This is a genomic window from Pseudomonas sp. BAV 4579, assembly GCF_009765395.1.
Classification (GTDB): Bacteria; Pseudomonadota; Gammaproteobacteria; order Pseudomonadales; family Pseudomonadaceae; genus Chryseomonas; species Chryseomonas aestiva.
Genome location: NZ_WHOV01000157.1, coordinates 1 through 9,511, shown reverse-complemented (window position 1 = coordinate 9,511; position 9,511 = coordinate 1). Strand labels below are relative to the sequence as shown.

The window sequence follows — 9,511 nt, the reverse complement described above, 5'->3', positions numbered from 1 at the left end:
CGACTCCTGCCGAGTGTTTTAACCACGCTGTTGCGTCGACAGGGTGAATCCACAACCCAAAGCAGCCGCTCAGAAGCGGAGTTTTTCGACTCATAGCAGACGTTGCTAAAGAGCAGCAATCGGTCCAAGGCGGCCGACAGGAACCAAAGCTTTACCCGTGACAATTGAGACCTTCGGTTGTAGTAGCCCTTGAACATGTTCGGGTTTTCCACTTCCAAACTGATGAGGCCATTTCGGCCTCGCTGTGAGGTGGCAAATGATCAATCCAACCAGTAGGTGGCAAAGATCCAGCTCGCCAGGTGCGGCGGCGTTAATCGCGAGGTCCCTGCTCGGGCCAGATACGATGTCAGCAAGATCTCTATGGGCGTATGCAACTGAGCCCAACTCAGAAAAACGAAAAGCGTCAGGGCCACGTCATCCTGCAGGAGACATTAGAACGACTTAAGCAGCAGCTATTCGGGCAAGATGCATGCTGAGCATCAATGATAGGTGACATCAAAGCGTCTACCAGACAAAGGCCCTAAGCGTGTCACAATTTGGTCTAATGTTCGACTCAACTCAATATCAAGCTCCTTAGATACAGCGTCATCAATTAAATTCTCCGTCTTCAAACACGCAATCCAGGCGCGAGCAGTGGCACCCAGTTTCACCACATCGCTGTCGTTTGAGGCCTTGGCGACCTGGGCAATCTTTTCCCGTGCAGTGTTTATAGTGGATTGCTTGTTCATCATGACCTAAGGTGTCGGCAGCGGCGGAGTCCCTGTGGGACGTGCTTGGATCTTTTTCACAAACTTGCATTGCGTCAGAAAGTATCAAACCGCTCACCGTTCTAGTATTGATATGGATCCTCGTTGTCATTCTTGTCGTTAAACGGAATCAAATCTTCCAGCGCACACATTGCAATTATGATCTTCTGGGTCCATATCAGCAGGAATCCGACAAAGTAGGACTCGCAAATGTCATCCGCCCCCCCCCCTGCTAGTGGGATATAACCTACTGCATGCTCTAGAGGTATGATGGGCAAGGGGTTATCGCCAACAGTCGGCGGCGGTACCTGAGCTATTGTTGGTTACTCCCTTCACTCCTTGTGCATTAAGATTAAGGTCACCACAGATCGTGTCCCGTGTCTGTGTACCGCTGCGGATAGCGGTCAGCAAATAGGGACCGTTATTAGTGTAAGCAGTGGTCCCGGTGCCGTTGACCGCCATGCTTAGTTGGTAGTAGCCACTGGAGGACAGCACCATAGCACTACCGCTGGCAGTTTTATTGTTGACAATGTTCAACCCGGATACTGTGGTCGGATAGGCATTGTTCTGGGCATAAAACCGCTCCATCCGCGCCGCCGCTTCATTAAGCAAAGCCTGGCCCTCGCTGCGGTTGGAGCGCAATACGTAGGTCTGATAGCTCGGGTATGCGATAGCCGCAAGGATGCCAACGATCGCGACGACAACCATCAGCTCAATTAGGGTAAAGCCTCGTGCTCGCATCAAAAAACTCTTTAGTCAGGATTTTGATTGGGTATGGTCCGCCAAGTCTGACGGGAAAATGTCTGCTTGGTGCTTGTAGACTCAGTCAGACCGCTACCCGAAGTGGTTGTAGTCGTGGACCCGTCGGTATTGGTAAGTGAGGTTGTGGTTGACGTGCCAGTTCCTGAAATGACGACACTGTTGCCGTAAGTGAAGATTGAGGCTCCTGCGAAGAGGCCGGCCAGCTTCAGCCGTGAATAGCTAGTATCAAGGCCGAGCTCAAGGAGGTCGCTGCCGCCGCCGGTATAAGGATCAAGGGCGTAGAGGTAGGTCACTGCACCGGAATCGCAAGGATCGTCATTGGGCACCAGCGACGTAAACAGCAGGGTATCGCTGATATATTGAGCTTTGTTAACAACCATTTCGCCGGTCAGTGGCAGGTTTACGTACCAACCATATTTACCCGCTGTATTGGTACTCGAGTACCAATCCACCGCCGTTGTCGATACGGTGTTGGCAGTGGAAGCGACCGTGCTCCCCGTCGAACTGGTATAGGAGATACTCGTATCTGTTCCAAGTGTCTGCTGCTGGAGGCTGGAAGCGCTAAGGGTCGGCGTCGTGCTGGCCGCAGTTCCGGTGGCCTGACGATCCCAAATGCCGTAGAGCGACATGGCTTTAGTGGTATTGGCGGTGGCATCAGCGCTCTCCAGATACTTTCCAGTCCCGAAAACGATCAAATAACCGGTACCGGAGGGATGGCGCACGAGATAAGGAGCCGCCGTGATGGCTTGGATAAAGCTGCTCAAGCCGCTTGAGTAACTGCTGGCCAGAGCGCTGTAGAGAGGCTTACCGCCAAACGCAACGCCATAGCTGGTTGCACTGCTGCCCACCAGATCAAAACGCCACAGGCGTCCCTGCAAATCACCAGCGTAGGCATAGTCTGCGATCAGATCGCTATTGACATCCGCTACAAGCGGCGAGGACAAACCATTCACCGCTGTACCACTGGCCGACGCGGTCAACTGAGAGATCAGGCTGCCATCGCTTACATCCAACACATAGAGCGAAGCGGCATTTTCCAATGTAGTGCTGTTGCTCGTCCAACTGCTGCCATAGCCGTTGCTCAGAATCACTGCCCAGGAGCCATTCTGCAGTCGTGTGACCACAGGTTTTGCGTAGGTATAGCCCAGTTGAGGGTAGTCGCTACTACTCTTTTCCCACAGTAATTTGATGTTATCCGGGTCGGTGATGTCTAACGCGAACAGGCCACGACCTCCGCCACGCAGGGTTCCAATCAGTACGGTGTGCCAGGCACCGCCGTAATAGACGTCCTGCACCAGGGGCGATCCATCAACATAGAACTGGTGCGCGCCGCCGGTGTAATTCACATCACTAAGCTTGTAGAGCGTGGGTAGAACAACACTGGGGACGAAGGCGAATTTCTCGTTCCCGTTGTCGTCAAAGGCGTGCAGCATGCCGTCGTTGCCCCCGACGTAGATGCGCGTGGACCGGTCTGCCCAAGTCTGGCGAAAGGCGGTATAGGATCCACTTGTAGTAGAAACCAAGGCATTCATCTTGGCTTCGGGACTGCTTGGAATGCTTACCTGCACTGGCGTCGAATCGATAATGTCGCCGAGAATGTGACTGCGTATCCGAAAGCTCGGTGTGGTACTGCTGCTTTCATATGTTCGCGCGCCCCGCAGATAATCGACGCGCTGAGATCCATAGCTATCAGTTGTGCCCAGTAGATTTTTGTTTAAATACGCTTTTTGGGTAGCGCTAAGATTACTCCAGCTGAAGTCTTGCAACGTATTGCTAGACTTGGCCATCTTCACCGTTCGAGCGGCATAACTGCCACTGCCGTAGGCGGCGTCAAGCTTGCTCTGGGCGCTCCATTGACGAGTGACGGACGTCGCGGTCCGCAAATACTTGGTCAGGTCACCGCTCCAGTCACTGCTGGAAAAGGTTGGGACATAGGTGTAGCTCGATGAGTAGCTGCTGTCGAGCATTGGCGAAGACACCTGGCTTGCTGCAGCATTGTTCGATTGAGTAATCCGCGTCACCACGGCGCCAAGCGAACTGACCAAGTCACCGGCGTCGTCTGCGCTGAAGAAGGCGCCGCGCGAATTGATGGCCGCATGCCAAAGGTCGTAAACATTGTTGTCGCTCCCGGACGCTGCTTTGGGCCAACTCAGGGTGCCGGAAGCGATCGCATCGTAACCACCTGAATATGTATCGCCGCTCCAGGCCGGACTGGTCAGGGCGCTACTTAGACCAATGCCTACATAAAATCCGGTCAGGTGCTGCCAAGTGGCGGGATCGTTCTTTGGGTTCCAGTAGGGGGTCAGCGTGTTGGAGCCGTGCGTTTCCGTACCGTTCACCGCAGTGTAGGGCGGAATCTTATTGGCAAGTGATGTATTAGCGTCCTTGTACCAATACTGGAAAGCCAAGTCAGCCAGAGTGTCGGTAGTGGAATCCTTATAGGGCGCTATTGGGCTATAGGTGGTGCCATCGCCTAAGGTCTGACTGCTGCTGTCCTCACCAGCCACGTCGTAGGTGGCATTCCAGACGCCATCCGTCACCATCAAGCTGTAATTGGCGCGACAAGCGTAGACGGGTGCCTCAGTGGTGCCTGGACTGTAGGCGTATGGGCCGTTGGCGCCGGTAGTGGACAGGAAACTGCCCACCCGGGCCAGAGCTGAATGCAAAGGCGTACTGGAGTCGAAATAGATGTCGCCAAGCCAGTCGAACAATGCCTGTCGATGGCTACCGCTAAAGGGACGCAGGCGATTGTCGTAGGCAGAGGAGCTGGAATTGCTAATGCCGCGACAATTTGCTGATGTAGCGGAAAAGGTGCAACTGCCTAGCGCTTGCCAGCCGACGCGTATATTTTCATCTACGTCGACCATCGCAAGATTAGTTGCACTTTGCGCGGCTAAGGCTCTACTGCGGTAAAAAGTATACCAGTTGGCGAAGTTCTGCCTTTCGTCGCTACTGTTCGAACCGGAGGTGCTGGAGACCGTAACTTTTTTATAGCAGGCATCGTTGCCGGTTCCAGCGGAGGTGCATGTCGAGGGCGTGGTATCGTATAAGTAATAATAGGCAGCTACGCCAGATTTTACCGCACTAGAAGAAAAGTCAGCTGACGGATTTTCTGCTAGGGTGCTTGCGCTACCTGTCGCCAGACCGGGATTGGCGTAGCTAGTACCGCGAGCCGTCTCTGGATCCGTGGTAGTTATGTTGGGATTATAACCCCAGCTCACCTTGTAGTTACTGCTAAGGTCAACCGTTCCCAACCCGGTACGAAATCCGTTGACGTAGGCCGCGGTGAAACTCGTCGTCAAGCGGGTCTTGGTCAAAAGACCCGTCGAGGAATCGTAGGCAACCTTGTAGGGCGCCGCATAGGTAACTTGGGGGTTGTAGTAGAGACCATTGAATGTCGATGATTTAGCGCGTCGCGTCACTCGGATTGCATCGGTCCGCGAAGCATCGGGCACCACCGCCATTTGCATACTGGTTGAGTTGTCGATAGTGATGAAAAAGTTGGGCCCAACCCCTGTGGTGAGGAACAGGGGTTGCTGGCTGACGGTAAGCGTAGCGGCTTCCACCACAGGCAACGCCAGAAATAGGGACAGAGTCGCAAGGAATTGGCGCAAGCTCATTGGACTTCTACCTTGATGACGCTTTGCAGAATGACAGGGAAACGGGCGCCCCCGGCCGTTGCGGCGGCGGTTACGCGATAGTAGTAGGTACCTTTGCCTTGAGTGGCGAGAGACACATCTTCCGCCCCGCTGCTGGCGATGACCGTTGCGACCCACCGGGGAAGGCTCGTGAATGCTGACTTGCCGTCATAACCAGTGTAGGCAACCGATGTTGATGCCGTACCAGTTGCCGCCAAGGCGGTCTTGGCCCAGGCCTGAGTCTTCTCAGTGGTATCAAGGTCGCTCCCCTCGACCAGCAGACATAGATTGCTACCGATAGCCGCCACGCTCGAAGCGCAACTCGAATAGCCTGCACTGGCGGCCGAAAAGGTTGCCGTTAACTTCAAGGCATTTACGCGCCGCTCTCCTTCCCTCAACGCCGAATCAGCCGCGTTGTAGGCGCGCTTATGCTCGGATACGCTGCCGCCCAGACGATTCTGCAGCGTGCTCGAGCGCATGCTGGACAAAGCCAGCAGCGTCAGTAACAACAGCATGATCAGTGCGACGAGCAGCACGACGCCCCGTTGTGATGAAGCCTTAATGCTCGTCATTGCATCAGGTTCCGTAGAGTCACGCTGCCTTGCACGATCTGTAGCACATGAGTGGTGTCCTTCAGACTTTGGCCGCTCAGGGTGTTCCAGTTATCGATCACCGTGCTGGAAATACCATCGGTAAGTGACTTTGTGGTGGAAAATAAGGCCGCATAGCGAATAACTTGAGTGGAATCGGTACTTGCCGGCACCGCAAACCAGACGAAGCCAGTCAGCCCGCTGACCAAGGTCTGAGCGGTCTCGCCTTGAGCGCTGCAGGTAAGGTTTCCGGTTCCACTGCCATCAGCCACGTAGCTGATTCGTGTAAGGACCTCGGTACCATTGCTTGCAGCAGCGATCTTATTACCTAGGCAGTCAACGTCCGTTCCCTTAACCGCTCCTTGGTAGCGAAAACAGATCCCAGTCAGGTTGGTGTCTGTGGTGAGCTTGATGGTCTGCCCTGCTGAAAAGGCCGGGCAGCCACTTGTGGCATCCAAGGCTGGAAAGGCCACCGTTAAGCTCTTCTGAACAACCGGATTTGCGCGGAAGCCGGCCTTTGCCAGTTGCTGATCCAACAACAACAATGCGAGCCGACTATTGTCGCCAGTTTCGACTTGGCCCTGCTGGTAGAGATAATGGCGTTTGTTGTTGATGTATAGCTGACTCACGCCAAGAATCAGGAAGCTGCTAAGCGTCAGTGCGATCATCATCTCGATCATGGTCAGGCCGCGTTGCTTCGTCATAGCTCGGCCCTCAGGACGTAGTAACAGATCCCACCGGCACATCCTTGAGTGTTGCCGGAAGCATCCTGCCAAGCCAGCACGACCATGGCTACCGAACTGTTTGCGCTGCCACAGGCGCTATAAGGGGTCGTACTGCCCACCACTGGTGCCGCAAGCGATGGGCAAACGGCGAAGTTGGCTTTGATAAGGTCATCAGTCACTGGCAGCAACGCCTTGACCTGACGTAGCCAGCAGGTGAGATCCTTGCCGGCAATAGCATCTCCTCCGACACCTCGTGCAAGCTTGGCGCACGAACCGTCGGCAGAGTCCAGCGCAGTAGCGGCAAAGTCGCTACCGGCAGCCTTGTAGTACTTGCTGGTGACGCTGAATAGATCGCCGCTTAGCGCACCACCTGGATTGCTGCGCATCACCTCTATGAGATCGCCCGCAAGCATGATGGCGGTGTTGCGAAGCACGGAGTCTTGAGATTGCACCAGGCTACGAGACTGCAGCGCTGCCATGCCCAAGACACCAATACAGATGACGATCAGACTAACTAGCAGCTCGATGAGGCTGAAACCCGGTTGACGGGAGGAACTCATGAACAGCCACTCGTCTTGGCGGACGTGGGCGCAAAGTCCTTCGTGCTGATTTGCCCACCCGGGCTGATAGTCAGCGTTCTACCCGTGGTGGCTTTGTCATTACTGGCGCAGACGTTAATTATAGCTGCAGCTGTTGAAACCAAGGTCCCGTTTGGACGAAAAGCCACGGTAGTAGAGGTACCCGTGCTGTTAACCCCCGAGGCCGCAAGTCCCGTATCAGTGAAACGCCGTAGGATTTCCGCCTCACCCAAGACGGTGCTGGTCACCGTAGCGACGACCAATGCGCCGGTCCAGTCATTAACAGTAACTGCGGTAACCCCGACATTGACGCTGCGTGCCATCGCCTCGCTACGGGCGTAAGTCAATAGATTCTGTAACTCTTGAGCAGCGCCAGTGACCTTATTGGAGCGAACCATGGAGCTGAAGCCTGGTACAGCCAGGGCAGCCGTGATAGCAATTAGGCTTACAACTATCATTAATTCGGTAAGAGTAAAGCCTGCGGCCTTTTTCACGCCACATCCGCCTTCATGTGAGACACGTTGATGATGCTGCCACTGGCACAGACAAAAAGTCTGCAATGGCACGACATTCGGGCGTAAAGACGGGATGGCCGGAACCGAAAAATGGGATGTACCTTAGCGCTTACATAAATGTGTCCGACAGCCTACATTGGGGAGGTTCAAGCTTTATAAAATTATTCCTCTCTATCAGAAAACAGAGATAGAGCCTGCTTTGAAGTGCACCTGAAAGTTGGACGATTTCGCAAGACATGTCACATGCAGTCATTGGAACAGACCATTGTGTTGGTGCGCTGACCCCGAGACACTGGTATAGAGCACGCGGTCAGCGAGCTGAGTCATGGCGTCACTGTTCGTGTCGATTGGATCTAGTAGGTCTAAGTGCAAGACATAATATAAGCCTATGCTGAAATTTGATTTTTATATTACAATTTATACATCACAATATTACTGACGTTTTATACGGAAAGCTTGAATCGATTTTCAGATATGGGAATTTGTATCAAAATGGATACTACATCTCCGCAAGATATACATAATTTCTCGATGCATAGCACGCTGACCGGGTAGCATGTACCCATAGTCTATTTGCCTGTTTAGGTAGCCAAAATGCCGCTGTCACCCGAACCACAGCACTGGACCTCGCACATCCTGCTGGTTGATGACGATCCGTCGATCCGCGAATTGATCTGCGGCTATCTGGCGCGCTTCGGTATCAATGCCCTCGGGGTGGGCAACGGGTTGGAGATGCGCAAGGCTCTGGTAGAGCAGTCCTTCGATCTGGTTGTATTGGATCTTATGTTGCCAGGGGAGGACGGGCTTTCTCTCTGTCGGTCACTGCGACGGGACAGTGGCATCCCAATCCTGATGCTGACCGCTAGATGCGAGCCGGCGGACCGCATCATCGGTCTCGAGCTGGGGGCCGACGACTATATGGCGAAGCCCTTCGAGCCTCGAGAACTGGTGGCGCGAATCCAGTCGATATTGCGACGTACTCACGGCGGCCGTCTCACCCGGCATAAACGAAGTAGCGTGAGCTTCGATGGGTGGAAGCTAGATGGCGTCCTGCATCAGTTGCATTCCCCGTCGGGGATAATGGTCCCGCTGTCCAACGCTGAGGTACGACTGCTCTGGGTCTTTATCGAGCAGCCGCGACAGGTGCTGAGTCGTGAGCAATTGCTCGATGCCACTCGCGGGCGAGCAATGGAAGCCTTTGATCGTAGCATCGATCTGCTGGTGTCGCGAATGCGCAGCAAATTGGGCGACGATCCCCGTGCGCCCCAATTGATCAAGACCGTACGCGGTGAAGGTTATCTGTTTGATGCCAGACAGATAGAGGATTAGCCGAACGCCGCCTTCATACGTAATTCGCGCGGCTGTTCGAGGTGTTCCTGCTGGCCATCCTGCTGCGCCAAGAAGCGTGAAACGGATAGATTCAACGGGAAAATTTGAACTAGCATGATAGCTCGATTCGCCCGGCGATCGATATGCAGACTCAAAGGATCATCGCTTCAAAGGTGTTAGCCAACCTGTCGAAATGGATAGAAATCCTTCGCTTTTGAGCCAGTTGAGCAAACGTTTGATCACATTACCCTGACGGTTCGCAAATCAATCAGATTGTCCGAGTAAACCTGATCGCCACCACTGAGAGAGGTGGCAAACCCTTGCGCAAAGACTATAGCGTTCGGCTGGCTCACATCGTTTAGTGCTCTTGCATCAGCGCCATAAGGGACCATTGAGCATTTGCTGACGAACGTCCAGCGTCCGCTCGATAGCTGCTAGCGACCGGTATACCTGCCTGTGCTGCTACCGGACAGCCATCCGAGATTAAAACATGACTTTTGACACCAGCCACATTTACCACGGGCAAGAGTATCCATGTCGAATGGAAAGACACCAGCGTCTCGCGATGCCAATATCAACGTCAACGTCAACGTCAACGTCAACGTCAACGTCAACGTCAACGTCAACG

General features: G+C 54.0%; 9 protein-coding genes. 1 reads left to right on the top strand and 8 read right to left on the bottom strand.

Annotated features, from left to right (window positions below; all coding sequences use genetic code 11):
- From GSQ95_RS26315 to GSQ95_RS23130, 8 genes are all read right to left on the bottom strand, one after another.
- The coding region (locus tag GSQ95_RS26315) for a hypothetical protein (protein WP_218580224.1) at nucleotides 1-197 on the bottom strand (197 nt) is incomplete at its 3' end.
- 282 nt (nucleotides 198-479) lie between these two features.
- Entirely contained in the window at nucleotides 480-731 is a 252-nt protein-coding gene (locus tag GSQ95_RS23160) for a hypothetical protein (RefSeq protein ID WP_158893875.1), read from the bottom strand.
- 297 nt (nucleotides 732-1,028) lie between these two features.
- Nucleotides 1,029-1,487 (bottom strand): type IV pilin protein, encoded by a 459-nt coding sequence (locus GSQ95_RS23155; protein ID WP_158893873.1) that lies wholly within the window; start codon nucleotides 1,485-1,487, stop codon nucleotides 1,029-1,031.
- 11 nt (nucleotides 1,488-1,498) lie between these two features.
- Complete coding sequence (locus tag GSQ95_RS23150) at nucleotides 1,499-5,128, bottom strand: pilus assembly protein (RefSeq protein WP_256664696.1); 3,630 nt, start codon at nucleotides 5,126-5,128, stop codon at nucleotides 1,499-1,501.
- Complete coding sequence (locus GSQ95_RS23145; RefSeq protein ID WP_158893871.1) at nucleotides 5,125-5,718, bottom strand: PilX N-terminal domain-containing pilus assembly protein; 594 nt, start codon at nucleotides 5,716-5,718, stop codon at nucleotides 5,125-5,127. The genes GSQ95_RS23150 and GSQ95_RS23145 overlap by 4 nt, the downstream gene beginning before the upstream one ends.
- A complete protein-coding gene (locus tag GSQ95_RS23140; RefSeq protein WP_158893869.1) occupies nucleotides 5,715-6,440 on the bottom strand; it encodes a PilW family protein in 726 nt (241 codons plus the stop codon). Before GSQ95_RS23140 ends, GSQ95_RS23145 begins: the two co-directional genes overlap by 4 nt.
- A complete protein-coding gene (pilV, locus tag GSQ95_RS23135; RefSeq protein WP_158893867.1) occupies nucleotides 6,437-7,021 on the bottom strand; it encodes a type IV pilus modification protein PilV in 585 nt (194 codons plus the stop codon). The genes GSQ95_RS23140 and pilV overlap by 4 nt, the downstream gene beginning before the upstream one ends.
- Complete coding sequence (locus tag GSQ95_RS23130; protein ID WP_256664695.1) at nucleotides 7,018-7,533, bottom strand: GspH/FimT family pseudopilin; 516 nt, start codon at nucleotides 7,531-7,533, stop codon at nucleotides 7,018-7,020. Before GSQ95_RS23130 ends, pilV begins: the two co-directional genes overlap by 4 nt.
- Before the next feature lie 615 nt (nucleotides 7,534-8,148).
- On the opposite strand from GSQ95_RS23130, the gene GSQ95_RS23125 reads away from it, so the two are divergent.
- Nucleotides 8,149-8,883: a response regulator gene (locus GSQ95_RS23125; protein ID WP_158893865.1), complete on the top strand. Its 735-nt coding sequence runs from the start codon at nucleotides 8,149-8,151 to the stop codon at nucleotides 8,881-8,883.
- The last annotated feature ends 628 nt before the right edge of the window (nucleotides 8,884-9,511 follow it).